We start from the raw sequence: 26165 nt of genomic DNA on the forward strand, positions 1-26165 counted from the left end.
TGCGTCTCTCAGTGTAGGCGCGCGGCCGGTTGCTGACAACTGGCCCAACACCCGGGCCGACACCCGGGCCGACACCCGGCCATCAAAGTGGCAGGGCAAGTCCCTGACCGCCGCAATGCCTTGATCTACCTGATAAAATCGCCGGTTCTGAATTGTCACAAACTGCGCGGCTCCGCCGTCGCATCGAAGATCGAGCCCCACCATGAGCGCCGCCCAATCCCAACCACGCCCCTACACCCGGGCCGCCAGCCTGCCGAAGCTGCTGCGCAACCGCATTCTGATTCTCGACGGCGCGATGGGCACGATGATCCAGCGTTACAAGCTCACGGAAGCTGACTATCGGGGCACGCGCTTCGCTGACCATCGGATCGACGTGAAGGGCAATAACGAATTGCTGCTCCTGACCCGTCCGCAGGTCATCACGGAGATTCACGAGCAGTACCTGGCCGCCGGTGCCGATCTGATCGAGACGAACACGTTCGGCGCCACGCGCGTGGCGCAGGAAGACTACAAGATGGCCGACCTCGCGTACGAGATGAACGTCGAGGCCGCCCGCCTGGCGCGCGCCGCGTGCGACAAGTACAGCACGCTGGACAAGCCGCGCTTCGTGGCCGGCGCGTTCGGTCCGACGCCGAAGACAGCCAGCATCAGCCCGGATGTCAACGACCCGGGCGCGCGCAACGTCACCTTCGAGGAACTGCGCGATTCGTACTACGAACAGGGCAAGGCCCTGCTCGAAGGCGGGGCCGATGTGTTTCTGGTCGAGACAATTTTCGACACGCTCAACGCCAAGGCCGCGCTGTTCGCGATCGACCAGTTGTTCGAGGACACCGGCGAGCGCGTGCCGGTGATGATCTCGGGCACCGTGACCGATGCCTCGGGCCGCATTCTCTCCGGTCAGACCGTGGAGGCGTTCTGGAACAGCCTGCGCCACGCGAAGCCCGTCACATTCGGCCTGAACTGCGCGCTTGGCGCTACGCTGATGCGCCCGTACATCGCCGAACTGGCCAAGGTGTGCGATGCCGCGGTGTCGTGCTACCCGAACGCCGGCCTGCCCAATCCGATGAGCGACACCGGCTTTGATGAAACGCCCGAGGTGACCTCCGCGCTGGTGGAGGAGTTCGCGGCATCCGGCCTGGTGAACCTGGTGGGCGGCTGCTGTGGCACCACGCCCGATCACATCGCTGCCATCGCCAAGAGCGTGGCCAACAAGACGCCACGCGCCTGGCCCGGCCAGTATCGCGAAGACACCGCACAATCGGCCGCCTGAAGCCATCGCACGCAAGAGAACAGAAATCATGAGCCAGCAAAACCTGCCCCCGCGTCCGATGCGCCTGTCCGGTCTGGAACCGTTCACGATCGACGACGACACGCTGTTCGTCAACGTTGGCGAGCGTACCAACGTCACCGGTTCGAAGGCATTCGCCCGCATGATCCTGAACGGCCAGTTCGACGAAGCCCTGGCGGTGGCCCGCCAGCAGGTGGAGAACGGCGCGCAGATCATCGACATCAACATGGACGAGGCGATGCTCGATTCGAAGGCGGCGATGGTGCGCTTCCTGAATCTGATCGCGTCTGAGCCGGACATCGCGCGCGTGCCGATCATGATCGATTCGTCGAAGTGGGACGTGATCGAGGCGGGCCTGCGCTGCGTGCAGGGCAAGGCCGTGGTGAACTCGATCTCGCTCAAGGAAGGCGAGGAGCAGTTCCGCCACCACGCCACGCAGATCCGCCGTTATGGCGCGGCCAGCGTGGTGATGGCATTCGACGAGAAGGGCCAGGCGGACACGTTCGAGCGCAAGACCGAGATCTGCAAGCGCAGCTACGACTTCCTCGTAAACGAAGTGGGCTTCCCGCCCGAGGACATCATCTTCGATCCGAACATCTTCGCGGTGGCCACCGGTATCGAGGAGCACAACAACTACGCGGTGGACTTCATCGAAGCCACGCGCTGGATCAAGCAGAACCTGCCGTACGCCAAGGTCAGCGGCGGGGTGTCGAACGTGTCGTTCTCGTTCCGCGGCAACGACGTGGTGCGCGAGGCGATCCACACCGTGTTCCTGTACCACGCGATCGCGGCGGGCATGGACATGGGCATCGTCAACGCTGGCCAGCTGGGCGTGTATGACCAGCTCGACCCGGAATTGCGCGAGCGTGTGGAAGACGTGGTGCTGAACCGTCGCGACGACGCCACCGATCGCCTGCTGGAGATCGCCGACCGCTTCAAGGGCGGTGGCACGAAGCGGGAAGAGAACCTGGCCTGGCGTGGCACGCCCGAGCAACCGGTGCCAGTGGGTGATCGCCTGGCGCATGCGCTGGTGCACGGCATCACCACGTTCATCGTCGAGGACACCGAGGAAGTGCGCCAGCAGATCGCGGCGCGCGGTGGCCGCCCCATCGAGGTGATCGAGGGGCCGCTGATGGATGGCATGAACATTGTTGGCGACCTGTTTGGCGCGGGCAAGATGTTCCTGCCGCAGGTGGTGAAGAGCGCCCGCGTGATGAAGCAGGCCGTGGCACATCTGCTGCCGTTCATCGAGGAAGAAAAGCGCCTGGTGGCCGAGGCCGGCGGCGACGTGCGCGCGCGCGGCAAGATCGTGATCGCCACCGTGAAGGGCGACGTGCACGACATCGGCAAGAACATCGTGTCGGTGGTGCTCCAGTGCAACAACTTCGAAGTGGTCAACATGGGCGTGATGGTGCCGTGCAACGAGATCCTGGCGCGCGCCAAGGTCGAGGGGGCGGACATCGTCGGGCTGTCCGGCCTGATCACACCGTCGCTCGAGGAAATGGCCTACGTTGCCTCGGAGATGCAGCGCGACGACTACTTCCGCGTGAAGAAGATTCCGCTGCTGATCGGCGGTGCCACTACATCGCGCGTGCATACCGCGGTCAAGATCGCGCCGAACTATGAAGGCCCGGTGGTCTATGTGCCCGATGCCTCGCGCTCGGTCAGCGTGGCGTCGAATCTCTTGTCTGACGAAGGCGCGGCGAAGTACCTGGACGAGCTGAAGTCCGACTACGACCGCATTCGCACGCAGCACGCCAACAAGAAGGCCACGCCGATGGTGTCGCTGGCGCAGGCGCGCGCCAACAAGACGCAGATCGACTGGAGCACCTATGTGCCGCCGAAGCCGAAGTTCATCGGCCGCCGCCTGTTCCGCAACTACGATCTGTCCGAACTGGCCAACTACATCGACTGGGGGCCGTTCTTCCAGACCTGGGATCTGGCCGGCAAATTCCCGGACATCCTCAACGACGAGATCGTCGGCGAATCGGCGCGACGCGTCTTCTCGGATGGCAAGAGCATGCTGGCTCGCCTGATCCAGGGACGCTGGCTGACGGCCAACGGCGTGATGGCGCTGCTGCCGGCCAATACGGTCAATGACGACGACATCGAGATCTATACCGACGAGTCGCGCAGCAAGGTCGCGCTGACCTGGAACAACCTGCGCCAGCAGAGCGAGCGTCCGGTGGTGGATGGCGTGCGTCGCCCGAACCGCTGCCTGGCCGATTTCATCGCGCCGAAGTCGAGCGGCGTGGCCGACTACATTGGCCTGTTCGCGGTCACGGCGGGGATTGGCGTGGACAAGAAGGAGGCGCAGTTCGAGGCCGACCACGACGACTACAGCGCCATCATGCTCAAGGCGCTGGCCGATCGTCTGGCCGAGGCGTTCGCCGAATGCCTGCACGAGCGCGTGCGCAAGGATCTCTGGGGCTACGACGCCGCGGAGTCGCTGAGCAATGATCAGCTCGTCGCCGAAGCGTATCGCGGTATTCGTCCGGCACCCGGCTATCCGGCTTGCCCGGAGCACACGGTCAAGGCGCCGATGTTCACGTTCCTCGATGCTGCCGATATCGGCATGGGCATCACCGAGGCGCTGGCCATGACGCCGGCGGCATCGGTGAGCGGCTTCTACCTGTCGCATCCGGACTCGACCTACTTCAGCATCGGCAAGATCGGTCAGGACCAGCTCGACGATATGGTGGCCCGTCGCGGTGAGGACCGTCTTACGCTCGAACGCGCACTGGCGCCGAACCTGTAGAAGCTGTAACCAGGTGCAAGAGCCGGGATGCCGCGCGCGCGTGGCATCCCGGCTTTTTTCATACTCGGCGTCAGCCGTTGATGGTTGGGGGCAGGCCCGCGATGCCCTCGCATGGCGCGCTGTGCCGAATCGCGTCGAATCGTGCCGATTTGTAGCGGCAATGTCCTCACCTCTGCTTACAGGGCATTACAAGTCCTCACAGAAGCGAGTGGAGCGAGTCCATAGACTGGGCCTCAGTTCACGTGACACCGCGTGAATGCCGCGGCGAATGTTTCGCTGCGGGGCATTCCAGTAAAGGAGTCTTCCATGAACAAGCTGCTGATCTCGCTGTCCGCCCTGTCGATTGCCGCCGCCTCGTCGCTTGCGATGGCGCAAGGCACTGGAGCCACCGCCGGAAGTGCCGGCACACAGGCCGGCGTCGGTGCCGCGGTGAACGCACCGTCCCTGCAAACCGGCACCGGCGCATCGGTCAACGCTTCCGGTGGTGCGGTGACGCCTGGGGCCTCGGCCGACGGCGGTACCGGCGCCCAGATGGACGTGCCGAAGGGCCATCAGGGCAAGCAAGCCAAGGGCAAATCCAAGAAGGGCGAAACCAGCGAATCCAGTGCCAGCGCGGGTGGTCAGGCCGGTACGAAGATGCAGTAATCCTGTCAGGTGCCGGGGCGGGCCCCTCCAGACTGCCCCAGCTCCCACTGTCGACAGACCGCGACAGACCTCGACAAACCGGCAACGGGCGCCTTGTGCGCCCGTTGTGCATTTCCGACAGCGCGCGTGGGGGCAGGTATCCTTCCGGACATGTCAGCCTGAGACTGACATATTTGGCCGCGCGGCAGCACTACAATGCAAAAAAGCCGGCCCGGTCCATCCATCCGAAGCCGGGCCATCCTTCACCGTGGAGACACAGATGATTCGCGTCCTGATCGCCGACGATCACGAGATCGTGCGTGCAGGTCTGCGCCAGTTCATTGCCGAGGAGCCTGACATCGAGGTGACGGGCGAAGCTGGCAGCGGCGACGAAGTGATGGCGCAGTTGCGCGACCGCGAGTTCGACGTGCTCGTGCTCGACATTTCCATGCCGGATCGGAATGGCATCGACGTGCTGAAGCTGATCCGACAGAGACTGCCTGCCTTGCCTGTGCTGATCCTGTCGACCTATCCGGAAGACCAGTACGCCATCAATCTGATACGTGCGGGAGCATCCGGTTACCTGACCAAGGAGTCGGCGCCGGACGACCTCGTCAAGGCGATCCGCACCGTTGCCCAGGGACGACGTTACGTGAGCCCGACCGTGGCCGACCTGCTGATCGGCGGACTGGACAAGCCCACCGATCAGCCCGTGCACCGCACGCTCTCCGAGCGCGAGTTCCAGATCTTCTGCAAGCTGTCGCGCGGGCAATCCGTCTCGGTCATCGCTGACGAACTGTTCCTGAGCGTCAAGACGGTGAGTACCTATCGTTCACGCATCCTGGAGAAGATGGGGATGAAGACTAATGCCGATCTGACGTACTACGCCATCAAGAACGGCCTGGTGGAGTAAAAGGCGCTATCAAAAAGATTCTGGCGTCGTTGCGGGGCGCGCATGTGCTTGCAGGCACATGCCGTTCTGCAGGCGGCTCGCATACGAGCCGAAACCCCTGCTTCACCCTGGCCAGAACCGCTTCGCTTCATTTTGATAGCGCCTCCAAGCAGGCTTCCATAAATCGCTCAATTCTCGGAACCATCATCGCACCATGCCGGAGCAGCCCACTGCCTCCATACCCCGACCACTGCGCGTCCTCCTGATCGAGGACTCGGCCGTGATTCGGAGCATGTTGATGGAGTACCTGACCGCGTTTCCGTTCGTGGAAGCCGTGGATTGGGCCGATACAGAAAGCAAGGCGGTGGGGCTGGCCGCAGCCGGGGCCTATCACGTGGCGATCGTCGATCTGCAACTGCGTCAGGGCAATGGCATCAATGTGCTGCGCGAGATGCAGAAGGCGCGGTTCCCGGGCATCCGCATCGTCTACACGAACCATGCGCAGGTATCGATGTACCGGCGCCAGTGCGCCGAAGCCGGCGCGGACTATTTCTTCGACAAGTCACTCGAAATGGAACAGGTGTTCCGGGTGATCGAGGACTACGCGATGTCGACGCCCTGACGTCGACGTTCATTCCTGCGTCACCTGTTCCGGTGCCCTTGGATCGGCGCCTTCATATCTTCCCCTCACTCGGCCGGCTCTTCCTGCGCCAGCACCGCCGCGGTCAGCGGCACCTCGATCCCGATCGTCACACCGTGTCCCGGCGAGGAATCCACCTGCATCGTGCCGCCCAGCGCCAGTACGCGCTGCTCCATGCCGAGCAGGCCGTGATGGCCGGCAATGCTGCCAGCGTCGAAATCGGGCGGCAGGCCACGGCCGTCGTCGCGCACGGTCAGCACCAGATGTTCGGTCGTGCACGCCAGGGTTACTGACACCTGCTTGGCCTCGGCGTACTTGCTGGCATTCGTCAGCGATTCCTGCACGATGCGGTACAGCGCGATGGCCGCAGGGTCATTCAGTCTTGGCAGCGTCTCGGGCAGGTCCAGCGCGGTATCCCACTGGTTGCGCGTGCCGACGTCCTCCACCAGCTGCACGATGGCCTCGCGCAGGCCCAGGTTCAGCAGCACGGTCGGACGCAGGTCCTCGATCAGTTGCCGCTTGATCTGAATGGCCTGGTCCGCGTGCTGCATCACGCGCGTCAGCTTGTCGCGCGCCTCCGGATGCGTGTCTTGCACGCGCATCCGCACCCAGTGCAGATCCAGCTTGATGGCGGTGAGGATGGCGCCGAGTTCGTCGTGCAGCTCGCGCGCCAGGCGCGTCTTCTCGTCTTCGGTCACGCGTTGCAGGTGAGCGGCCAGGGCGGACAACTGGCGCGTGCGGGCGCGCACCTTGCGGTCGAGCCGCGCGCTTTCCTCTTCCAGTTCGGCCCGGGTGGCATCGGCCATCGCCATGCGGCGCGCGTGGCCCATGCCGAGCGTCACCATCAATGCGATGTTGATGGCCGTGAGCAGCCCAATGCCGTAGCGCGACAGTTGCAGGTCATGCTCGGCCGCTTCGAGATTGTGCGTGACCGTGCCCGACTCGCGCACCTGCAGATGCTCGAGACCGCGCCGGGCATTCTCCATGGTCTGCTTGCCGAAGTCGGTGCGAACCATGTCGAGCGCCACGTCGAAGTCGCGCTTGCCGTAGACCAGCGTCAGTGCCATCTCGTTGAGTTTGCGCGTCACGAACTGGGATGCCTCGCCGAATTGACGCAGGCCTTCCGGATCGTCCGCGTAGTGCTGGCGGATGCGCGACATCAGTTCGTTGATGCGCGGCAGCGCCTTGTAGTACGGGTCGAGGTAGCTGTCTTTTCCGGTCAGCAGGAAGCCGCGCTGGCCGCCCTCGGCATTGACGAGTTCGCCGATCAGGTCGCCCAGGTCGTTCTGAAGCTGCTGCGAACGGATTGCCTCGGTGTATCCCTCGCGCAGGCGCTGGTTGCCGGTCTCGGATGCGATCAGTACGGCCAGCGTCAGCATGATGCCGCTGACCAGCAGCAGTGTGTTTCGCACGAGTAGGGAATGCTTGGCCATTGAGAATTACCGGTTAGAAGACCGTTTCCAGGTGCGCGGCGGCCCGATGGGCGACCATCGCATCACATTGAGGGGGCGGGGTCAATCGTAGCCGTGGCCCGGCCGGTCTCGCACCCGGTGTGGCGCGCGGTGCGCTGTAGGACTTGGCTGACATGGGAATCGGTCTGGATTCGGTGCCTGCTCTGGCGAGCGAACCCTACGATGAGGCTATGAGCTTGCGCGCCGTGGTGCAAGCCGGACGCGCCACTTTCGGCGTGCCCATCATCCGAGGGAGGCTGGACATGCTGTACTACGCACTCGTCTTCTTTATTGTTGCCCTGATCGCGGCGATCTTCGGATTCGGCGGCATTGCCGCCGGCGCGGTAGAAATTGCCAAGATCCTGTTCTTGATATTCCTGGTGGTGGCAATCGTAACGTTTGTAATGGGCCTGGTCCGCCGACGGTAAGTCGCCCCACGTCCGGAAACAGGAGATCCCATGCTCACGCAAAACCCCAAGGTTCGCAAGGAAATCAACCACCTGCACGACAGCGCTGACGCAGCGGTCCGGCAGATCCGCCATGCCGCGCGCGACACCCGCGACGCGGCACGCGATGCCGCCGGCCCGGTGTCGGAGGACGTCAAGGCATTGATCGGGCAGCTTCAGCAAACGATCGACGTGCTGGCGCGTGAGGGTTCGGCGGAAAGCCTGGCGGCGGGGCGCCGACTGCGTGACCGTGCGCAGGATCTGGCCGAACGGCTGCGCGAGCGTGGCCGGGACGGCGTGGACTGGGCGCGTGTGCATGTTGACGATGCCGTCGACCACGGCCGTCAGCGCGTGGTGGAATCCCCGCTGATGGCGGTGGGGATTGCCGCGCTGGTTGGCGCGTTCGTCGGCCTGCTGCTGGCCGGCGGCCGACGTAGCGACGACTAAGAAGCTGTTTCAAAGCGATTCTGGCGTCGTTCCGCAGGTGGCTCGCAAGCGAGCCGAAACTCCTGCTTCACCCTGGCCAGAACCGCTTCGCTTCATGTTGAAGCTGCTTCCAAGGAAACGAAGCCGGAAGGCGCGCGGCAGGCCGCTGCCGCGCGCTTTTCCGCAGTAACCCCCCTTCCCGGATACCAATCCCTGGTCCGGGTCGCCCGGTCGCCCTGCGGCAGCCGGGCGCTTTTTCGTGTGCGACGACCGGATGTCGCAGAACCTTTCAAACGGCTTTCTGGGGCAGGGCGTGTGGAGACCGGCGGCACGGTGTCGCCGGACGAAGGTGGAGCAGGGCGCCAGCGATGGTGGCGCCCCGAGGGGGCGTCAGTGGGTCAGACGCCCCACATCACATCCGCGCCTTCCTTGACGGACTCACGCAGCATGTCGAGGAACGGATAGGCGCGCTGGCCCAGATGGAGCGGTTCCTCTTCGCGCTCGTCATCCTTGCCGGGGTGGACGGTGGCTTCGGCCGGGTGGACTTTCTTGGCGTCCTGGACGGCGGCTTCGAGCTTTCGGATTGCCGCCGGCATTTCGTCGGCCTTGATCACCCCGCGCTCGCCCAGATGCTTGCCGATGATGCCAAGCAGCGTAATGGCAAGATCCTTCATCATGATCAGGTCTTGCGCCGCGTGGGATTTGAAGGTGATCAACATAGTGGTTCCTTTCACGAGTGGCGGTGTCTGGCGCAGGGCGTACAGGCCATCCGCATGATGTCAGCATAGCACCTGATAAAATTCCGCGTTTCCCGATTTCCACTGCCGGTCACGCGGCGCGGCGTTCACTTGCCGACGCATGGCCGGAAGCACCCCAGCCTCAGGGCCCAGATATCCATGCTGCCTGTTCAGACCTCCCAACTTGCCGCCGCGTTCACGGATGCCGTGCGTGCGCTCGCCCCCGCCGATGCCAACCTGCCCGCGGTGACATTCGAGCGACCCAAGGCGGCCGCCCACGGCGACCTGGCCTGCAACATCGCCATGCAGGTGGCCAAGTCGCTCAAGACCAATCCGCGCGAACTGGCGCAGAAGGTCGTCGACGCAGTCAAGGCCGATCCGCGCGCGACCGCGCTCGTGGCCGCGCTTGAGATCGCCGGCCCGGGCTTCATCAACCTGCGCCTGAGCCCCGAGGCCCGCGCGGAAGTCCTGCGTGCCGTGCTGGCCGATGGCGACCGCTACGGCGCGCGTCCGGTCGGCGAGCATGGCCAGGTGCTGGTGGAGTTCGTCTCGGCCAACCCGACCGGGCCGCTGCACGTGGGCCACGGCCGCCAGGCCGCGCTGGGCGATGCGCTGGCGAACCTGCTGGCCTGGCAGGGCTGGTCGGTCCATCGCGAGTTCTACTACAACGACGCCGGCGTGCAGATCCATACGCTGGCCATCTCGGTACAGGCCCGCGCGCGCGGCCTGAAGCCAGGTGACGCCGGCTGGCCCGAGTCCGCCTACAACGGTGACTACATCGCCGATATCGCGGCCGATTTCCTGGCCGGCAAGACCGTGTCCGCCTCGGACGGCGAGCCGGTGACTGCCTCGGGCAACATCGAGGATCTGGAGTCGATCCGCAAGTTCGCGGTGACCTACCTGCGCAATGAGCAGGACATCGACCTGCAGGCGTTTGGCGTCAAGTTCGACCGGTACTACCTGGAATCATCGCTGTACAGCGATGGCCGCGTGGAAGCCGCCGTGCAGTCGCTGATCGCCAAGGGCAAGACGTACGAGAGCGAAGGCGCGCTGTGGCTGCGCACCACCGACGACGGCGACGACAAGGACCGCGTCATGAAGAAGGGCGACGGCACGTACACGTACTTCGTGCCGGACGTGGCGTACCACACCACCAAGTGGGAACGCGGCTTCTCGAAGGTCATCAACGTGCAGGGCAGCGACCACCACGGCACCATCGCCCGCGTGCGTGCCGGCCTGCAGGGCCTGGACATCGGCATTCCGCAGGGCTACCCCGACTACGTGCTGCACAAGATGGTCACCGTCATGAAGAACGGCGAGGAGGTGAAGATCTCCAAGCGCGCTGGCTCGTACGTGACCGTGCGCGACCTGATCGAATGGAGCAACGGCGGCGAAGAGACGATCCGCGGTTGCCTGGAAGCAGGCGTGGCCGACTGGCCCGCGCACTTCACGCGCGGCCGCGACGCGGTGCGCTTCTTCCTGTTGTCGCGCAAGGCCGACACCGAGTTCGTGTTCGACGTGGACCTGGCGCTGAAGCAGAACGACGAGAACCCGGTGTACTACGTCCAGTACGCGCACGCCCGCATCTGCTCGATTTTCGAGGCCTGGGGCGGCGCGGACTGGGAAGCGCGGCTGGGCGAGCTGGCCAGCGTGGACCTGGCCGCCGTGACGGCTGCTGACGTGAGCCCGCAGGCGATCGCGCTGGGCCGCCGTCTGGCCGAGTTCCGCGACATGCTGGCCGCTGCCTCCAGCGAACTGGCCCCGCACGCCGTGGCCTTCTACCTGCGCGACCTGGCTGGCGATTTCCACGCGTTCTACAACGCCGACCGCGTTCTGGTGGACGACGAGACGGTCAAGCGCGCGCGGCTGGCGCTGCTGGCCGCCACGCGCCAGGTGCTCAAGAACGGCCTGGCGGTGATCGGTGTTTCGGCACCGCAGCGCATGGACCGCGAAGCGGCTCCGGCCTGATCGTGGTAGGGGTGGTGGGTTGACGCACCACCCGCCAGCCCATGGCATCGGCGGCCGGCAGTCGACAATTTGCGACGAATCTGAAGCCGTGCGTCATGGGTCTGGCTCTATAATCCCCGGCATCACCGAAGAGGACTTCATGCAACAGATTGCCAAGCGCGCCCCGCGCACCGTCCGCCATACCAAGACGCAGCGTGGCGGCACGTTCCTGGGCCTAGTGCTCGGGTTGATCGTCGGCCTGGCCATTGCCGTGGTGGTGGCGCTGTACATCACCAAGTCTCCTGCGCCGTTCCAGCAGAAGGGCGGCAGTAGTGCCCCGGCCCCGCGTCCCAGCGAGCCTGGCAATGTGGTCAGCACCTTGCCGAGCCCGACGCAACAGGCGCAGCAGCCCGAGGAGCCGTCGGACCCGAACCGGCCGCTCTGGAGCAAGACGCCGGCCAAGCCGGTGGGCCAGCCCGAACAGGCGCAGCCCGGCCAGCCCGCGCCGCAGCCCCCGGTGGCGACCACCCGTCCGGCCGATGCCGGCACCAGCGCCGCAGCCAGCTCCACCGTTGCCGGCAAGACCCCGGAGAAGCCTGCCGCGCGCCCGGCCGAGAAGCCGGTGGCCGACCCGATCGCGGAGATTGCCCAGGCCGATGCCAACAAGGTGGGATACCTGCTGCAGGTAGGGGCGTTCCGGTCGCAGGATGACGCCGATCGTCAGAAAGCCAACCTGGCCATGCAGGGTTTCGAGGCCAAGGTGACGGATCGCGATGTCAACGGCGTGAAGATGTATCGCGTTCGACTGGGACCGTTCAACCGCATCGACGACATGAACCGCGCACGTGACCGCCTGCAATCGGCCGGTTTCGAAGCCTCGGTGATCCGCTTTACCAAGCAGTAACAGGTTCGCGGCGGCAGGCGGTGAACCGCGCGCCGCCGCCGTGGTCATAGCCTGAGATCCGGGGCCCGGCCGGGCGCTGGACAACGCAATCCGCTGCTTCGCTGTACCCTTGCATACCCTCGATAAACCGGAAGGCCCTTCGAACATGAAGAAAATCGCCGCACTGCTTGCCACCGTTGCCGCTGTCAGCGGCCTGCTGATGACCGCGCCCGCCGCCATGGCCGCGCCGACGGAAGGCAAGGACTACACGGTCCTGAAATCGCCGCAGCCCGTGCCGGCCGGCAAGATCGAGGTGACCGAGTTCTTCTGGTACGGCTGCCCGCACTGCTACGACTTCGAGCCCGAGCTCGAGGCGTGGGTCAAGAAGCAGGGCAAGGACGTGGTGTTCAAGCGCGTGCCGGTGGCGTTCCGCGACGACCTGCTGCCCCACACGAAGATCTTCTATGCGCTGGAAGCCATGGGCAAGCTGGACGCGATGCACACCAAGGTGTTCGACGCGATCCACAAGCAGCGCAAGCGCATGCTGACCACCGACGAAATCGCCGATTTCATGGCCCAGAACGGCATCGACAAGAAGCAGTGGCTGGACACCTACAACTCGTTCTCGGTGACCACCAACTCGCAACGTGCCAACAAGATCGCCGACGCCTACAAGATCGACGGCGTGCCGACCGTGGTGGTGCAGGGCAAGTACGAGACCTCGCCTTCGATCGCAGGCACCAAGGCTGGCGCCATCCAGGCCATGGACTTCCTGGTCACGGGCGTGCGCGACAAGAAGCTCTGATCGCCGCGACTTGACCGACGACGGCCCGGCGTACCATGTGGTGCGCCGGGCCGTTCTGCTTTGGAATCTCCGACTTCGCTATATTGACGCGATGCAACCACAGAAAATCTTTATCACCGGCGCCTCCAGCGGCATTGGCCAGGCGCTGGCACGCGCGTACGCGGAGCAGGGCGCCACGCTTGGCCTGGTCGGCCGGCGCGAGGATGCGCTCAGGGCGTTCGCGGGCACGCTGCCCAATCCCGACGCCGTGCGCGTCTATGCCGTGGACGTTCGCGATGTCGACGCCATGGGGGCCGCGGCCGCCGATTTCCTTGCGAACGTGGGCTGTCCCGACGTCGTGATCGCCAACGCGGGCGTCTCGGTGGGTACGGTGGCCAGCGAGCGCGAGGATCTGGAGGTGTTCCGCACGGTCATGGACACCAACTGGTTCGGCACGCTGACTACGTTTCAGCCGTTCCTCGGGCCGATGCGCGAGCAGCCACCCGGACCCGACGGATGGCGTGGCACGCTGGTCGGCATCGCCAGCGTGGCCGGGGTGCGGGGATTGCCCGGCGGCGGGGCCTACAGTGCATCGAAATCGGCGGTGATCAAGCTGCTGGAGAGCCTGCGACTCGAACAGGCGCACGAGAAGATTCGCGTGGTGACGATTGCACCGGGTTACATCCGCACGCCAATGACGTCGCACAACCCGTACCGGATGCCATTCCTGATGGATGCCGAGGTGTTCGCCCAAAAAGCTGTGCGGCGAATTGCCGCAGGCAGCCGCTTCGCGGTGATCCCCTGGCAGATGGGTGTTGTGGCTTCGCTGCTGCACCTGATGCCGCGCTGGCTTTACGACGCGCTGTTCGCGCGCGCGCCGCGCAAGCCGCGCCGCCCCCGGGACGCATGATGTGGACCGACGCAGGCGGGCAGGTACATGAGGCGGCATCCGGCGATGTCCGTATCGCATCGCTCGTGCCATCGATCACCGAACTGCTGTTCGATCTCGGCTTGGCTGACCAGCTTGTGGCGCGTACCGGCTTCTGCATTCATCCGGAGCCGGCAGTGCGCGCCGTTGCCAAGGTCGGCGGCACCAAGGATGTGAAGCTCGATCGCCTGCGCGCACGGGCTCCGACGCACGTGGTGGTCAATATCGATGAAAACCGTCGGGAGACCGTCGACGAAATCCGCACCTTCGTGCCGCACGTGATCGTCACCCATCCGTGTGCGCCAGAAGACAACTTCGCGCTTTACCGGCTGCTGGGCGGCATCTTCGGCCGCCGGCCGCAAGCCGAAGCGCTGGTGGGGCAGTTACGCGGTGAACTCGATGCCATCCAGGCGCAAACCTGGCCGGCCCGGCGCGTGCTCTATGCGATCTGGCAAGACCCCTGGATGACGGTGTCGCGCGCGACCTATATCAGCCGGATGCTGGCGCTGGTGAACTGGGCGACGTGGCCCGATGACGCAGATACGTCGGACACGCCGGCCGCCTGCGTTGACGGCGACTGCAGCCGCCCGAACGCGCCGGGCGAGCGCTATCCGACCTTCCGCTGGAGCGACGCGCTAGTGCGCGAGCTGGATGCCGTGCTGTTGTCGACCGAACCCTATCGCTTTACCGAGGATCATGCCGATGCGCTGGAGCGGCAGATCGGCAAGCCGGTATTGCTGGTCGATGGAGAGATGCTGTCGTGGTACGGCAGCCGCGCCGTGGCCGGCGCGCGCTACCTCAGGTCATTGGCCCAGGGCTTCTGATCAGCCCGCCTTCTTGAACCGGATCACCCCGTCGTCACCTACCACGCGCACCAGCTCGCCGCGGTGCCACAGCGCGTGCAGGTGGGCCAGCGCCTCGCCGATCGCAAACGTGAGCTGGTGAATGTCGAACTGGCGACGGAAGATCACGCTGACGATGTCGTGCGCGTTGCAGGGCTTTTCCGCGCACGCGGCCAGCGTTTCGGCCAGACGATCGACGTGGTGTTCGCGAAGCTGGTTGATGCGAGTGTGAAGATTGCGGAACGGACGACCGTGCGACGGCAGGATCAGCACATCCTTCGGCAGGCCTTCGTACTTGCTGAGCGAGTCCAGGTAGAGCTGCAGCGGATTGGCTTCCGGCTCCATGTCGAACACGCTGACGTTGGTCGAGATACGCGGCAGCACCATGTCGCCGGAAATCAGCACGTTGGTGGCCGGGTTGAACAACGCAACGTGCTCCGGCGCATGGCCGTAACCGGTGATCACGCGCCACGACGCGGTGGCCGGGTCCGCCCCGATCTTGACCGTGTCGCCATCCATCAGTCTGCGGTACTGGGTGGGCAGGTCTGGCACCAGCGACGGGTAGTAGCTCTTGCGGGCCCGCAGCTTTTCGAGGTTGTCGGGATCGACCATGCCGTGACGGGCGAAGTGGCTGGCCGCGAAGTCGCCGCCCGCGTTCGAGCCGACGCCCGAGCCGCCGGCCATCACGCGCGCCGACATGTAGTCACCCAGGCTCATCCACAGCCGCACATCCCAGTGCTTGCAGAGCCAGTGCGCCAGGCCGACGTGGTCGGGGTGGCAGTGCGTGACCAGCACGCGCAGCACGGGCAGGCCTTCGAGTTCGTTGGCGAAAATGGTTTCCCAGTGCGCCTTGATGGTGTCGTTGGTGATGCCGCAGTCCACGATCGTCCAGCCGTCGCGCCCGTCGATGCGGTCACGCAGCAGCCAGAGGTTGATGTGGTCCAGCGCGAACGGTAGCGGCATGCGCAGCCAGTACACGCCAGGTGCGACTTCCTGCCGGGTGCCCGGTTCGGGCATGGTTTCGCCAAACGGGTATTGGAGCTGGTGTTCGAGTGCGTTCATGGGGCTGTCTCTGGTCGTTATAAGGCGCTAGACTTGACGCTAACGTTAACGTCAATTCGCTCTGCTTGTTCGTCATCTTAGACGAAAACTTGATTGCGCAACGAACGATCGTTCACTTTTTCCGGACGCACCATGTCGGCTCAGCCAACAACCGTTACCTACACGATTACCGAACTCGCGCGCGAGTTCGACATTACACCGCGCGCGATACGATTCTACGAGGACCAGGGCCTGCTGGCGCCTGATCGCGAAGGGCCGAGCGGCCGGCGGCGTGTCTACAACAACCGTGAGCGCACCCGGTTGAAGCTGACGCTGCGTGGCAAGAGGTTAGGGCTTACTCTCAATGAGATCCGCGAAATTCTGGATCTGTACGAGTCTCCGCGCGATACCGCTCCCCAACTCGAGCGCTTCCTGCATCTCCTGGCCGGCCACCGTGGCACGCTTGAGCGCCAGTTGGAAGACCTGCAGGCGCAGCTTGCCGAGATCGATCAGCACGAGCGTCAGTGCCAGGCGCTGCTGGCTGCCCAACATGCGAAGAACGCGGGCAACAAGACTCCCACAGCCTGAGATTGCCGCCCCGGCGGCACACCATACGACTTCTAATTGACGTTTACGTAAACGTCAATAAAATAGCCGACACCGACCTCATCGAACCCATCGAACCAACAGGAGACACCACCATGACCGAACTACCCGGCCTGAAATTCGACCTTGGCGAAGACATCGAGATGCTGCGCGAATCGGTGCGCAACTGGGCGCAGGGCGAACTGGCACCGCGCGCCGCGGAGATCGACCGGACCGACCAGTTTCCGATGGATGCCTGGCGGAAGATGGGCGACCTGGGCGTGCTGGGCATCACGGTGGCCGAGGAGTACGGCGGCGCCAACATGGGCTACCTGGCCCATATGATCGCGATGGAGGAAATCAGCCGCGCGTCGGCGTCGGTCGGCTTGTCGTACGGCGCCCATTCGAACCTGTGCGTGAACCAGATCCACCGCAACGGCACGGCGGCCCAGAAGGCGAAGTACCTGCCGAAGCTGGTTTCGGGCGAATGGATCGGCGCGCTGGCCATGAGCGAGCCGAACGCCGGATCGGACGTGGTCAGCATGAAGCTGCGCGCCGATTTCAAGGGCGACCGCTACGTGCTCAACGGCACCAAGATGTGGATCACGAACGGGCCGGACTGCGACGTGCTGGTGGTCTACGCCAAGACCGAGCCGGACCTGGGCGCGCGCGGCATGACCGCCTTCATCGTCGAGAAGGGCATGAAGGGCTTCTCGGTGGCCCAGAAGCTGGACAAGCTCGGCATGCGCGGTTCGCACACTGGCGAACTGGTGTTCCAGGACGTGGAAGTGCCGGTCGAGAACATCCTCGGGGCCGAGAATGGTGGCGCCAAGGTGCTGATGAGCGGCCTGGACTACGAGCGCGCCGTGCTGTCGGGCGGCCCGGTCGGCATCATGCAGGCTTGCATGGACGTGATCACGCCGTACATCCATGATCGCAAGCAGTTTGGCCAGAGCATTGGCGAGTTCCAGCTGATCCAGGGCAAGGTGGCCGACATGTACACCACGCTGCAGGCCGCGCGCAGCTATCTGTACACCGTGGGCAAGAACCTGGACTCGCTGGGCACGGACCACGTGCGCCAGGTCCGCAAGGACTGCGCCGCAGTGATTCTGTACACGGCAGAGAAGGCCACGTGGATGGCAGGTGAGTCGGTGCAGATCCTGGGCGGTAACGGCTACATCAACGAATATCCGGTCGGCCGCCTGTGGCGTGATGCCAAGCTGTACGAGATTGGTGCGGGCACTTCGGAGATCCGCCGCATGCTGATTGGCCGCGAATTGTTCTCCGAAACGATGTAATCCGCTCAGTCGACAGAAAAGTGCTTCATGAGGCGTTCGGCGCCGCCATTGGGCCGGCACCGAACGCCTTTACAATCTCAACATCGCCGCCTGCCCGATTCTCACAGTCTTCGAGCCCTCCGAGCCATGTCCCACTTCCCCAAGCTGCTCTCGTCGCAGATTGCCTACGATGTGGCACGGACCATGCTGGATGGCTTCGACAAGCACTACCGGCTGTTCCGCGAAGTCAGCATCGAGGCCAAGGCGCGCTTCGAGGCCGGTGACTGGCATGGCCTGCAGCAACTGCAGCGGGACCGCATCGCGTTCTACAACCAGCGCGTGCACGAAACCATCGTGACGCTCCAGGACGAGTACGACGCGGAGGACATCGAGGACGAGATCTGGCAGCAAATCAAGCTGCACTACATCGGCCTGCTGACGAACCATCACCAGCCCGAACTGGCCGAGACGTTCTTCAACTCGGTCTTTACGCGGATCCAGCACCGCTCGTACTTCAACAACGATTTCATCTTCGTGCGCCCCGCGATCTCGACCGAGTACATCGAGAACGAGGAGTCACCGATCAAGCCGACCTACCGCGCCTACTACCCGGGCAGCCGCGAGGGCATGGCGGCTTGCTTCGAGCGGATCGTGAACAACTTTCAGCTCGAGCGTCCGTTCGAGGATCTCAAGCGGGATGCCGGCTATGTGGCCCGCGCGATCACCGAGCACTTCGGCGAATTCCGCATTGCGCCGAATTTCCAGGTGCATACGCTGTCGTCGCTGTTCTTCCGCAACAAGACCGCATTCGTCATTGGCCGCGTGATCAACGGCGACCATACCTATCCACTGGTGGTGCCGATCATTCACGCGGCATCGGGCAAGCTCGTGCTGGACACTGTGCTGCTGCACCGGGAGCAGATCCTGATCCTGTTCTCGTTCGCGCACGCCTACTTCATGGTCGACATGGAGATCCCGTCGGCCTACGTGACCTTCCTGCGAGACCTCCTGCCGCGCAAGTCGCGCGCGGAGATCTATACCTCGCTGGGTTTGCAGAAGCAGGGCAAGAACCTGTTCTATCGCGACTTCCTGCATCATCTGCAGCATTCGTCGGACAAATTCATCAGCGCGCCGGGCATCAAGGGGCTGGTGATGCTGGTGTTCACGCTGCCGTCGTTCCCATACGTGTTCAAGGTGATCCGCGATTTCTTCCCGGCGCCGAAGGAGACCACGCGCGAACTGGTGAAATCGAAATACCAGCTCGTCAAGCAGCATGACCGCGTGGGCCGCATGGCCGATACGCTCGAGTACTCCGATGTGGCGTTCCCGCTGTCCCGCTTCGACGACGCGCTGGTGCGCGAGCTGAAGCAGCACGCGCCGTCGATGATCGAGTACCAGCGCAGCAAGCAGGGCGAGGACGAGATCGTCGTGCGCCATGTCTATATCGAACGCCGCATGACGCCGCTGAACATCTGGCTTCAGGAGGGAACGGACGAGCAGGTGGATCACGGCATCCTCGAATACGGCAACGCCGTCAAGGAACTGATCGCCGCGAACATCTTCCCCGGCGACATGCTTTACAAGAATTTCGGCGTAACCCGCCACGGCCGCGTGGTCTTCTACGACTACGACGAGATCGAGTATCTGACCGACTGCAACGTCCGCCGCGTGCCCGCCCCGCGCAACGAGGAAGAGGAAATGTCCGGCGAGGTGTGGTACACCGTACGTCCGCACGACATTTTCCCGGAGACCTACGGCACATTCCTGCTGGGCGATCCGCGTGTGCGCGCCGCTTTCATGCGGCATCACCCCGATTTCTTTGACGCTGCGATGTGGCAGCACCACAAAGACCGGCTCCTGGCCGGCCATGTCCATGACTTTTTTGCGTACCACAGCCAAGAACGCTTCATCCACCGCTACGGGTCCGGCGCAACCGGCCCCGCAACTGAAGAACCAAGGAGGGCAGCATGAGTGACGCCATCGCCCAGCTGTTCCGCAACAACCGCGAATGGGTAGACCGCGTCAACGCGGAAGACCCGGCCTTCTTCACGCGCCTGGCCAACCAGCAGGCCCCCGAGTACCTGTGGATCGGTTGTTCCGATTCGCGCGTGCCGGCTAACCAGATTCTTGGCCTGGCGCCGGGCGAGGTCTTCGTCCATCGCAATATCGCCAACGTGATTTCGCACAGCGATCTGAATGCGCTGTCGGTGCTGCAGTTCGCCGTTGATGTGCTCAAGGTTCGCCACGTCACCGTGGTGGGCCACTACGGCTGCGGCGGCGTGAAGGTGGCGCTCAAGCGCGAGCGTGTCGGCCTGGCCGACAACTGGCTGCGCCACGTGCAGGATGTGGCCGACAAGCACGCGGGCTATCTGGGCACCGTGCTGCGCGAGGACGACGCGCATACCCGCCTGTGCGAGCTGAACGTGATCGAGCAGGTCAACAACGTCTGCCAGACCACCGTGCTCCAGGATGCCTGGGCGCGCGGTCAGGCCGTCACGGTGCATGGCTGGGTCTACGGTGTGTCCGACGGTCTGCTGCGCGATCTCGGCATGGCCGCCAGCAACAACGACGAACTGCACGCGCAGATTGCAGCCGCACTGCGCCAGTACGGCGATCCGCCACAAGCATCGATTCGCTGATTTCAACCCACGAAGCTCCACCCCTGCTTCAGGAGACAGACATGCAGAAGGACCCAGTCGTTATCGTTTCCGCGGTGCGTACCCCGATGGGTGCGTTCCAGAGTGAACTGAGCAGTCTGATGGCGCCGCAGCTTGGCGCCGCCGCGATACGCGCGGCGGTCGAGCGCGCGGGCATCAAGCCTGAGCAGGTGGAGGAGGTGGTGTTCGGCTGCGTGCTGCCAGCCGGACAGGGGCAGGCGCCCGCCCGGCAGGCCGCGCTTGGCGCGGGCCTGCCGCTCGACGTGGCGTGTACCACCGTCAACAAGATGTGCGGCTCCGGCATGCGTGCGGCGATGAGCGTCTACGACGGCCTGCTGGCCGGATCGTTCGATATCGCCGTGGCCGGCGGCATGGAAAGCATGACCAACGCGCCATACCTGGTGCCGAAGGCGCGTGGTGGCTATCGCATCGGCCACGGCATGATCTACGACCACATGATGCTGGACGGCCTGGAAGATGCGTACGACAAGGGCCGGGCCATGGGCACCTTCGGCGAGGACTGCGCCGCCAAGTACCACTTCACGCGCGAACAGCAGGATGCGTTCGCGATGGAGTCGGTGCGCCGCGCCCAGCGTGCCACCGAGCAGGGCGACTTCCGCTGGGAGATCGTGCCGGTGACGGTGTCGGGCAAGGGTGGCGATACCGTCATCGACACCGATGAGGGGCCGCGCCGCATCAAGGTCGACAAGATCCCGTCGCTGAAGCCGGCGTTTGCCAAGGACGGCACGATCACCGCCGCGTCGTCGTCGTCGATCAATGACGGCGCCTCGGCGCTGGTGATGATGCGCGAATCCACCGCGAAATCGCTCGGGTTGCAGCCAATCGCCCGAATGCTCGGTCATACGTCCCACGCGCAGGCGCCGGGCTGGTTCACCACCGCGCCGGTGGAGGCCATCGCCAAGCTGTATCGCAAGCTCGACTGGACCACCGGCAGCGTCGATCTGTTCGAAATCAACGAGGCCTTTGCCGTGGTGCCGATGGCCGCGATGCACGATCTCGACATTCCGCGCGACAAGGTCAACATCCACGGCGGCGCATGTGCGCTGGGCCATCCGATCGGCGCTTCCGGCGCACGTATCATGACCACGCTGATCGGCGCGTTGCGCAAGACCGGCGGCAAGCGCGGCGTGGCCAGCCTCTGCATCGGCGGCGGCGAAGCCACGGCGGTCGGCATCGAACTCTACTGACGTTACTGACTTTCCCGACGCACTCGCAACCATCCACAGGAGGCTGACCATGCCCACCGTTCTCGTCCTCGGCGCCTCGCGCGGCCTGGGTCTCGAATTTGTCCGGCAGTACCGCGCCGATGGCTGGCGCGTCATCGCCGCCGCGCGTAGCGACGAGGGCGTTGATGCGCTCACGGCGCTCGGCGCGGAAGCGCACAAGCTCGACCTGACCGACGCGGCCGCCGTGGCGGGGCTCGCCTGGAAGCTCGATGGCGAGACGCTGGATGTGGCGATCTACAACGCCGGCGTGATCGGCCCGCGTTCGGAAACGGCGGAGCCGGTGACCCGCGAGGAATTCGACGCGGTGATGCACACCAACGTGCTCGGTCCGATGATGGCGCTGCCGGTGCTGCTGCCGTTCGTCGAATCCGGCAATCACGGCCGCGGTGGCGTGCTGGCAGTGCTGTCGTCGCGCATGGGCAGCATCGGCGCGATGGACAGCAACCGTAGCTGGCTCTATCGCGTGAGCAAGGCATCGGTGAACGCCGCGCTGAAGTCCGTTTCGCTCGATGCGCGCCATGCGATCTGCGTGGCACTGCATCCGGGCTGGGTCCAGACCGACATGGGTGGCGCGAAGGCCGACCTCACGCCGCAGCAGAGCGTGACGGGTATGCGCCGCGTGCTGGCCGGCGTAGCGCGTCACGATAACGGCAGCTTCCACAACTACGACGGTACGTCGATTCCCTGGTAAGAGACCCGGTACAACATGCTGCTGACCCCTGAACAGGAAATGATCCGTGACGCCGTGCGGCAGTTCGCGCAGGATGTCATCGCACCGCAGGCCGCCCGATGGGATCGCGACAAGACGTTCCCGAAGGACGTGCACAAGGAGCTGGCGCGTCTGGGTGCCTGCGGCGTGGCCGTGCCCGAAGCCCTTGGCGGCGCCGGGCTCGACTATCTGTCGCTCGCGCTGATCCTGGAAGAGATCGCGGCCGGAGATGGCGGCACCTCCACCGTCATCAGCGTCAACAACTGCCCGGTGTGCAGCATGTTGATGGCCTTCGCCAGCGATGCGCAGAAGCAGCAGTGGCTGGTGCCGCTGGCGCAAGGTGACATGCTCGGCGCGTTCTGCCTGACCGAGCCGCACGTCGGTTCCGACGCATCGGCGCTGCGCACCACGGCCACGCGCGATGGCGACCACTACGTGCTCAACGGTGTGAAGCAGTTCATCACCAGTGGCAAACATGCCGACGTGGCGATCGTGATGGCCGTGACCGACAAGGCCGCGGGCAAGCGCGGCATCAGCGCGTTCCTGGTGCCGACGTCAACCCCCGGCTATATCGTCGCGCGTCTGGAGGAAAAGCTGGGCCAGCATTCTTCCGACACCGCGCAGATCGTGTTCGAGAACTGCCGGATTCCGGCCGCGAACATGCTTGGCGAGGAGGGCGCGGGCTACAAGATGGCGCTCTCCGGTCTCGAAGGCGGTCGCATCGGTATCGCGTCGCAAAGCATCGGCATGGCGCGCGCGGCATTCGAGGCGGCGCTGGCCTACGCCAAGGAGCGCGAGAGCTTCGGGCAGCCGCTATTCCAGCACCAGGCCGTGCAGTTCCGGCTTGCCGATATGGCGACGCAGATCGATGTGGCGCGCCAGATGGTGTGGCATGCCGCATCGCTCAAGGATGCCGGCCGGCCCTGCCTGAAGGAAGCGGCCATGGCCAAGCTGTTCGCCAGCGAGATGGCGGAGCGGGTATGCTCGGATGCCATCCAGGTGTTCGGCGGCTACGGCTACGTGACCGATTTCCCCGTCGAGCGCATCTATCGCGATGTGCGCGTGTGCCAGATCTATGAAGGGACCAGCGATATCCAGAAGATCCTGATCGCCCGCGCGCTTGGCTGACAGGCATCTCGAATACGAATACGAACACGAATATCCGCACTTTCCTCAACCGTTGTCTGTGAACCGGAGCCTTTGCGATGACCGCCCCCATCGACTTCTACTTCGATTTCTCCTCGCCCTATGGCTACTTCGCCAGCACGCGCATCGACGATATTGCCCAGAAGTACGGCCGCTATGTGATCTGGCATCCGATCCTGCTCGGCGTGGTGTTCAAGACAACCGGCTCGTCGCCGCTTCCCAGCATTCCGCTCAAGGGTGATTACTGCTGGCGTGATTTCGAGCGGACCTCGGAATTCAACCATATCGACTACAAGCGGCCCACGCATTTCCCACTGCCGACGCAACATGCAGCGCGCGCGATGCTATGGCTGCAGAACAACCACGGTGCGGATGTGGCCACGGCGTTTGCCAAGGCCGTGTATCGCGCGCTGTTTGTCGACGACATCAACATTGCCGAACCCGCCGAGCTGGCGAAGCTGGCCGAACCGCTCGGCGTCGACCCGATCGCCATGAATGAAGGCGCCAACAACTACCAGATCAAGGACCAGCTCAAGGCCGAGATCGACGTGGCGATGGCCAAGGGCGTGTTCGGCTCGCCGTTCGTGATCGTCGACGGCGAACCGTTCTGGGGCTTCGACCGCTTCGACCAGGTCGAGGCCTATCTGAAGAGCCGGCGGCAGACCGAACTGCGCGCCGTCGGCGGTAACGAACTCAACAAGGAAAAGAAACCCGCATGACCGCAGCAAACCAGGCCGCACGCTTCGATTGCGTGATTTTCGATTGTGACGGCGTGCTCGTCGATAGCGAACCGATCGTGCATCGCGTGCTCAATCGCGTGCTGAACGAGATTGGCATCGAGATCACGCTCGAGGAATCCATGAAGTGGTTCCTCGGACGCGCGGTGCGTGACGAGCTTGGCAATATCGAGGCGCGCCTGGGCAAGCCATTGCCCAGGAATTTCCTGTCCGAGTGGTTCGTGCGTCGCGACGCGGCGCTCATCGAGGAACTGGAAGCCGTGCCGCACGTCCGTCAGGCGATCGAAGCCATCAAGGCACGTGGCCTGCCGGTGTGCGTGGCGTCCGGCGCCGACCGCATCAAGGTCAAGCTGCAGTTGAACCACACGAAGCTGGTGGAACTGTTCACCGACGATGCCGCGCGCGAGCACATCTTCTCGGCCACCGAGGTGGAGCACAGCAAGCCCGCGCCCGATGTGTACCTGCTGGCCGCGCGCACAATGGGCGTCGATCCGTCGCGCTGCGCGGTGATCGAGGACAGTCCCACCGGCGCCACGGCGGGCGTCGCTGCCGGCATGACGGTGTTTGGCTACGCCGCGAGCACCAACGCCGACGCCTTGCGCGCGGTCGGCGTGACGACGATCTTCACTGACATGCGCCAGTTGCCGGGGCTGATCGGATGACGAACAAGCGTCGGGCCGGCGCAGGCCCGGCACCGTGCCCCTGCGGCAACGGCGCCTACGACACGTGCTGCGGCCGCTTCCATCGCGGCGAGGCATCGCCACCCACGGCGGAGGCGCTGATGCGGTCGCGTTACAGCGCCTATGTGCTGGGTGACGCGAGCTGGCTGCGCCAGACCTGGCACGCGTCGACCTGCCCGCAGGACCTCTCGGCCGATCCCGGCACGAACTGGCTCGGGCTGACCGTGAAGTCCCACGCGCAGCAGGACGCCACGCATGCCACAGTCGAGTTCGTCGCACGCTACAAGGTGGGTGGCCGCGCGCACCGGCTGCATGAGCTGAGCCGTTTTGTATTCGAGTCGCGTGAGCCGGGCGAAGCGTCGCGCTGGCTCTACGTGGATGGTGACCTGCACGAACCGGCTTGACCGGCGCTGCAATGCATCCTGGCGAATTGCGCCAGTAACGTTTTCTGAAGAAGGTTGGTTGTGAAGTCTCGCGTCGTCTCCTCCATCTGCGGCATCGCAGCCGCGCTCGCTGGCCTGATCTGGTGCGCGACGGCCATCGCTCAGGTGGCTCTGCCCGCGCATACGATCGAGCAGGTCGTGATGGTGCCGAAGGTCGGCGCGGAGGACACGGTGGATCTGGAAACGACGATCTTCCGGCCACCCGGCGAAGGACGCCGGCCGCTCGTGGTGATCAACCACGGCAAGACGCCGGGCAAACCGGCGTTTCAGCGGCGCGCGCGCTTTGCCGCGCAGACCGCCGAATTCGTGCGGCGCGGTTTCGTGGTGGCGCTGCCGATGCGGCAAGGCTTTTCGAAGTCTGGCGGCAAGTACGTCGGCGGAAGCTGCGATGTCGGCGCGAACGGCATGGCGCAGGCCGAGGATGTGATCGCCGCGCTCGATTACCTCGTGGAGCAGCCCTACGTGGACCCGACGCGCATCGTCGTCATTGGCCAGTCGTTTGGCGGCCTGTCGACCATGGCGCTGTCCACGATCGGCTATCCGGGCGTGGTCGGCGTGATCAACTTCGCCGGCGGGCTGCGCAATGAAAGCTGCAGCGGATGGGAAAACAACCTGGTCGATGTGTTCGGCGACTACGGCCGCGGCGCGCGCTATCCGTCGCTCTGGATCTATGGCGACAACGACCGCTTCTGGCCGTGGCCGTTGCCGGAGCGGATGTTCAACAGCTACAAGGCCAACGTGAGCGGCGCGGCAAAGGACACGCGCTTTGTCGACGTCGGCGAGTTCGATGGCGATTCGCACCAGCTTTTCAGCGACAGCGCGGGCATCGCCGTATGGCTGCCAGAGGTGGAAGCCTTCTTCCGCGACCACGGCCTGCCTTTCGACGTGCAGCCGCCGGAGTCCGAGCCCGTCACGCGTGGCGTGACCAGCAACCGGCGCCAGAAATCCTGAGTTGGCCGGATTCGACGGAATTCGGCCCCGTCCATTACACATCCGT

The 26165-nt window shown here is 64.6% G+C and carries 26 protein-coding genes; 23 read left to right on the forward strand and 3 right to left on the reverse strand.

What is annotated here, in order from left to right; genetic code table 11:
- Nucleotides 1-202 precede the first annotated feature (202 nt).
- The 5 genes from B2246_RS08870 to B2246_RS08890 all read left to right on the forward strand — a co-directional run bounded on the left by B2246_RS08870 (nucleotide 203) and on the right by B2246_RS08890 (nucleotide 6184).
- Nucleotides 203-1270: a homocysteine S-methyltransferase family protein gene (locus B2246_RS08870; protein ID WP_008644530.1), complete on the forward strand. Its 1068-nt coding sequence runs from the start codon at nucleotides 203-205 to the stop codon at nucleotides 1268-1270.
- Nucleotides 1271-1298: 28 nt separating this feature from the next.
- The gene (gene metH / locus B2246_RS08875) at nucleotides 1299-4046 is read left to right on the forward strand and encodes a methionine synthase (protein ID WP_008644531.1); all 2748 of its coding nucleotides are present in this window, start codon (nucleotides 1299-1301) and stop codon (nucleotides 4044-4046) included.
- 306 nt (nucleotides 4047-4352) lie between these two features.
- The gene (locus tag B2246_RS08880) at nucleotides 4353-4691 is read left to right on the forward strand and encodes a hypothetical protein (RefSeq protein ID WP_035881240.1); all 339 of its coding nucleotides are present in this window, start codon (nucleotides 4353-4355) and stop codon (nucleotides 4689-4691) included.
- A gap of 259 nt (nucleotides 4692-4950) precedes the next feature.
- Nucleotides 4951-5583, forward strand: coding sequence for a response regulator (locus B2246_RS08885; protein ID WP_008644536.1), 633 nt, complete (start codon nucleotides 4951-4953; stop codon nucleotides 5581-5583).
- A 193-nt stretch (nucleotides 5584-5776) separates the two neighbouring features.
- Entirely contained in the window at nucleotides 5777-6184 is a 408-nt protein-coding gene (locus tag B2246_RS08890) for a response regulator (RefSeq protein WP_011515012.1), read from the forward strand.
- Between the two features lie 65 nt (nucleotides 6185-6249).
- Here the strand turns inward: B2246_RS08890 and B2246_RS08895 are convergent, their stop codons facing one another.
- Nucleotides 6250-7635, reverse strand: coding sequence for a CHASE3 domain-containing protein (locus B2246_RS08895; RefSeq protein WP_286880075.1), 1386 nt, complete (start codon nucleotides 7633-7635; stop codon nucleotides 6250-6252).
- A gap of 281 nt (nucleotides 7636-7916) precedes the next feature.
- On the opposite strand from B2246_RS08895, the gene B2246_RS08900 reads away from it, so the two are divergent.
- Together B2246_RS08900 and B2246_RS08905 are read left to right on the forward strand one after the other, a co-directional pair.
- Entirely contained in the window at nucleotides 7917-8081 is a 165-nt protein-coding gene (locus B2246_RS08900) for a DUF1328 domain-containing protein (RefSeq protein WP_008644540.1), read from the forward strand.
- A 30-nt stretch (nucleotides 8082-8111) separates the two neighbouring features.
- Nucleotides 8112-8546 carry a DUF883 family protein gene (locus B2246_RS08905; protein ID WP_008644541.1) on the forward strand — a complete coding sequence of 145 codons (435 nt, stop codon included), beginning with the start codon at nucleotides 8112-8114 and terminating at the stop codon, nucleotides 8544-8546.
- 377 nt (nucleotides 8547-8923) lie between these two features.
- On the opposite strand, the gene B2246_RS08910 is transcribed toward B2246_RS08905, so the two are convergent.
- Nucleotides 8924-9244, reverse strand: coding sequence for a DUF1840 domain-containing protein (locus B2246_RS08910; RefSeq protein WP_008644542.1), 321 nt, complete (start codon nucleotides 9242-9244; stop codon nucleotides 8924-8926).
- Nucleotides 9245-9421: 177 nt separating this feature from the next.
- On the opposite strand from B2246_RS08910, the gene argS reads away from it, so the two are divergent.
- From argS to B2246_RS08935, 5 genes are all read left to right on the forward strand, one after another.
- Nucleotides 9422-11230 carry an arginine--tRNA ligase gene (argS, locus tag B2246_RS08915; RefSeq protein WP_286880071.1) on the forward strand — a complete coding sequence of 603 codons (1809 nt, stop codon included), beginning with the start codon at nucleotides 9422-9424 and terminating at the stop codon, nucleotides 11228-11230.
- A 139-nt stretch (nucleotides 11231-11369) separates the two neighbouring features.
- On the forward strand, nucleotides 11370-12113 hold the full coding sequence (locus tag B2246_RS08920) for an SPOR domain-containing protein (protein ID WP_035881243.1): 744 nt from the start codon (nucleotides 11370-11372) through the stop codon (nucleotides 12111-12113).
- Between the two features lie 145 nt (nucleotides 12114-12258).
- Entirely contained in the window at nucleotides 12259-12897 is a 639-nt protein-coding gene (locus B2246_RS08925; protein WP_008642890.1) for a thiol:disulfide interchange protein DsbA/DsbL, read from the forward strand.
- Nucleotides 12898-12988: 91 nt separating this feature from the next.
- Nucleotides 12989-13786, forward strand: coding sequence for an SDR family oxidoreductase (locus B2246_RS08930; RefSeq protein ID WP_035881244.1), 798 nt, complete (start codon nucleotides 12989-12991; stop codon nucleotides 13784-13786).
- A complete protein-coding gene (locus tag B2246_RS08935; protein ID WP_008642887.1) occupies nucleotides 13786-14628 on the forward strand; it encodes a helical backbone metal receptor in 843 nt (280 codons plus the stop codon). The genes B2246_RS08930 and B2246_RS08935 overlap by 1 nt, the downstream gene beginning before the upstream one ends.
- Here B2246_RS08935 and B2246_RS08940 read toward each other — a convergent pair whose 3' ends face one another.
- Nucleotides 14629-15708: an MBL fold metallo-hydrolase gene (locus B2246_RS08940; RefSeq protein ID WP_286880067.1), complete on the reverse strand. Its 1080-nt coding sequence runs from the start codon at nucleotides 15706-15708 to the stop codon at nucleotides 14629-14631. It abuts the gene before it with no gap.
- Nucleotides 15709-15840: 132 nt separating this feature from the next.
- Between B2246_RS08940 and B2246_RS08945 the strand changes: the two genes are divergently transcribed.
- The 11 genes from B2246_RS08945 to B2246_RS08995 all read left to right on the forward strand — a co-directional run bounded on the left by B2246_RS08945 (nucleotide 15841) and on the right by B2246_RS08995 (nucleotide 26119).
- Complete coding sequence (locus B2246_RS08945) at nucleotides 15841-16275, forward strand: MerR family transcriptional regulator (protein WP_286880176.1); 435 nt, start codon at nucleotides 15841-15843, stop codon at nucleotides 16273-16275.
- Nucleotides 16276-16388: 113 nt separating this feature from the next.
- Nucleotides 16389-17570, forward strand: coding sequence for an isovaleryl-CoA dehydrogenase (locus tag B2246_RS08950; RefSeq protein WP_286880066.1), 1182 nt, complete (start codon nucleotides 16389-16391; stop codon nucleotides 17568-17570).
- Between the two features lie 126 nt (nucleotides 17571-17696).
- A complete protein-coding gene (gene aceK / locus B2246_RS08955) occupies nucleotides 17697-19520 on the forward strand; it encodes a bifunctional isocitrate dehydrogenase kinase/phosphatase (protein ID WP_186425520.1) in 1824 nt (607 codons plus the stop codon).
- Nucleotides 19517-20188 (forward strand): carbonate dehydratase, encoded by a 672-nt coding sequence (gene can / locus B2246_RS08960; protein WP_008642880.1) that lies wholly within the window; start codon nucleotides 19517-19519, stop codon nucleotides 20186-20188. Before aceK ends, can begins: the two co-directional genes overlap by 4 nt.
- 41 nt (nucleotides 20189-20229) lie before the next feature.
- On the forward strand, nucleotides 20230-21414 hold the full coding sequence (locus B2246_RS08965; protein WP_008642878.1) for an acetyl-CoA C-acetyltransferase: 1185 nt from the start codon (nucleotides 20230-20232) through the stop codon (nucleotides 21412-21414).
- A gap of 49 nt (nucleotides 21415-21463) precedes the next feature.
- Nucleotides 21464-22144, forward strand: a complete 681-nt coding sequence (locus B2246_RS08970) for an SDR family oxidoreductase (protein WP_286880065.1) — start codon at nucleotides 21464-21466, stop codon at nucleotides 22142-22144.
- A 15-nt stretch (nucleotides 22145-22159) separates the two neighbouring features.
- On the forward strand, nucleotides 22160-23290 hold the full coding sequence (locus B2246_RS08975; RefSeq protein ID WP_286880064.1) for an acyl-CoA dehydrogenase family protein: 1131 nt from the start codon (nucleotides 22160-22162) through the stop codon (nucleotides 23288-23290).
- 77 nt (nucleotides 23291-23367) lie between these two features.
- A complete protein-coding gene (locus B2246_RS08980) occupies nucleotides 23368-24027 on the forward strand; it encodes a 2-hydroxychromene-2-carboxylate isomerase (RefSeq protein ID WP_008642872.1) in 660 nt (219 codons plus the stop codon).
- A complete protein-coding gene (locus B2246_RS08985; protein WP_008642870.1) occupies nucleotides 24024-24707 on the forward strand; it encodes an HAD family hydrolase in 684 nt (227 codons plus the stop codon). Before B2246_RS08980 ends, B2246_RS08985 begins: the two co-directional genes overlap by 4 nt.
- Nucleotides 24704-25129 carry a YchJ family protein gene (locus B2246_RS08990; RefSeq protein WP_008642869.1) on the forward strand — a complete coding sequence of 142 codons (426 nt, stop codon included), beginning with the start codon at nucleotides 24704-24706 and terminating at the stop codon, nucleotides 25127-25129. Before B2246_RS08985 ends, B2246_RS08990 begins: the two co-directional genes overlap by 4 nt.
- Before the next feature lie 60 nt (nucleotides 25130-25189).
- Nucleotides 25190-26119, forward strand: a complete 930-nt coding sequence (locus B2246_RS08995) for a dienelactone hydrolase family protein (RefSeq protein WP_008642867.1) — start codon at nucleotides 25190-25192, stop codon at nucleotides 26117-26119.
- The last annotated feature ends 46 nt before the right edge of the window (nucleotides 26120-26165 follow it).

This window comes from Cupriavidus sp. UBA2010, assembly GCF_002335265.1.
GTDB classification, from domain to species: Bacteria; Pseudomonadota; Gammaproteobacteria; order Burkholderiales; family Burkholderiaceae; genus Cupriavidus; species Cupriavidus metallidurans.

Coding starts and splice junctions, on each gene's coding strand:
- B2246_RS08870 (WP_008644530.1), top strand. CDS start 203: ATGAGCGCCGCCCAATCCCAACCACGCCCCTACACCCGGGCCGCCAGC.
- metH (WP_008644531.1), top strand. CDS start 1,299: ATGAGCCAGCAAAACCTGCCCCCGCGTCCGATGCGCCTGTCCGGTCTG.
- B2246_RS08880 (WP_035881240.1), top strand. CDS start 4,353: ATGAACAAGCTGCTGATCTCGCTGTCCGCCCTGTCGATTGCCGCCGCC.
- B2246_RS08885 (WP_008644536.1), top strand. CDS start 4,951: ATGATTCGCGTCCTGATCGCCGACGATCACGAGATCGTGCGTGCAGGT.
- B2246_RS08890 (WP_011515012.1), top strand. CDS start 5,777: ATGCCGGAGCAGCCCACTGCCTCCATACCCCGACCACTGCGCGTCCTC.
- B2246_RS08895 (WP_286880075.1), bottom strand. CDS start 7,635: ATGGCCAAGCATTCCCTACTCGTGCGAAACACACTGCTGCTGGTCAGC.
- B2246_RS08900 (WP_008644540.1), top strand. CDS start 7,917: ATGCTGTACTACGCACTCGTCTTCTTTATTGTTGCCCTGATCGCGGCG.
- B2246_RS08905 (WP_008644541.1), top strand. CDS start 8,112: ATGCTCACGCAAAACCCCAAGGTTCGCAAGGAAATCAACCACCTGCAC.
- B2246_RS08910 (WP_008644542.1), bottom strand. CDS start 9,244: ATGTTGATCACCTTCAAATCCCACGCGGCGCAAGACCTGATCATGATG.
- argS (WP_286880071.1), top strand. CDS start 9,422: ATGCTGCCTGTTCAGACCTCCCAACTTGCCGCCGCGTTCACGGATGCC.
- B2246_RS08920 (WP_035881243.1), top strand. CDS start 11,370: ATGCAACAGATTGCCAAGCGCGCCCCGCGCACCGTCCGCCATACCAAG.
- B2246_RS08925 (WP_008642890.1), top strand. CDS start 12,259: ATGAAGAAAATCGCCGCACTGCTTGCCACCGTTGCCGCTGTCAGCGGC.
- B2246_RS08930 (WP_035881244.1), top strand. CDS start 12,989: ATGCAACCACAGAAAATCTTTATCACCGGCGCCTCCAGCGGCATTGGC.
- B2246_RS08935 (WP_008642887.1), top strand. CDS start 13,786: ATGTGGACCGACGCAGGCGGGCAGGTACATGAGGCGGCATCCGGCGAT.
- B2246_RS08940 (WP_286880067.1), bottom strand. CDS start 15,708: ATGAACGCACTCGAACACCAGCTCCAATACCCGTTTGGCGAAACCATG.
- B2246_RS08945 (WP_286880176.1), top strand. CDS start 15,841: ATGTCGGCTCAGCCAACAACCGTTACCTACACGATTACCGAACTCGCG.
- B2246_RS08950 (WP_286880066.1), top strand. CDS start 16,389: ATGACCGAACTACCCGGCCTGAAATTCGACCTTGGCGAAGACATCGAG.
- aceK (WP_186425520.1), top strand. CDS start 17,697: ATGTCCCACTTCCCCAAGCTGCTCTCGTCGCAGATTGCCTACGATGTG.
- can (WP_008642880.1), top strand. CDS start 19,517: ATGAGTGACGCCATCGCCCAGCTGTTCCGCAACAACCGCGAATGGGTA.
- B2246_RS08965 (WP_008642878.1), top strand. CDS start 20,230: ATGCAGAAGGACCCAGTCGTTATCGTTTCCGCGGTGCGTACCCCGATG.
- B2246_RS08970 (WP_286880065.1), top strand. CDS start 21,464: ATGCCCACCGTTCTCGTCCTCGGCGCCTCGCGCGGCCTGGGTCTCGAA.
- B2246_RS08975 (WP_286880064.1), top strand. CDS start 22,160: ATGCTGCTGACCCCTGAACAGGAAATGATCCGTGACGCCGTGCGGCAG.
- B2246_RS08980 (WP_008642872.1), top strand. CDS start 23,368: ATGACCGCCCCCATCGACTTCTACTTCGATTTCTCCTCGCCCTATGGC.
- B2246_RS08985 (WP_008642870.1), top strand. CDS start 24,024: ATGACCGCAGCAAACCAGGCCGCACGCTTCGATTGCGTGATTTTCGAT.
- B2246_RS08990 (WP_008642869.1), top strand. CDS start 24,704: ATGACGAACAAGCGTCGGGCCGGCGCAGGCCCGGCACCGTGCCCCTGC.